The following is a 366-nucleotide window of genomic DNA, read 5'->3' on the forward strand; positions in this document are numbered from 1 at the left end:
TCATGCCGCAGCTCGACGAGAAGGACATAACCGTCACCAACTTCCGCGTGCCATCTGCGTCGATCGACCAATCGACGCAGATGCAGCTCCAGATCGAGAATGCATTGAAGACGCTGCCGGAGGTGGCGCTGGTCTTCTCCAAGAACGGTAACGCCGACCTCGGCACCGATCCGATGCCACCCAATGCGTCGGATACCTACGTCATCCCCAAGCCGGAGAACGAGTGGCCGACGGAGGTGAAAAGCAAGGAGGACATTCTTCGCCGCATCGAGGAGCGGATGAAGCCGCTGATCGGCAACCGGACGGAGATCCAGCAACCGATCCAGATGCGCTTCAACGAGCTGATCGCCGGCGTTCGCGCCGACG

1 protein-coding gene is annotated in these 366 nt (G+C 60.7%); it reads left to right on the forward strand.

What is annotated here, in order from left to right; all coding sequences use genetic code 11:
* Positions 1–366 (forward strand): efflux RND transporter permease subunit (locus AX685_RS11790; RefSeq protein WP_197418585.1); only part of this gene is annotated, 366 nt, incomplete at both ends.

This window comes from Sphingomonas sp. CCH9-F2 (assembly GCF_001556735.1).
Classification (GTDB): Bacteria; Pseudomonadota; Alphaproteobacteria; order Sphingomonadales; family Sphingomonadaceae; genus Sphingomonas; species Sphingomonas ginsenosidimutans.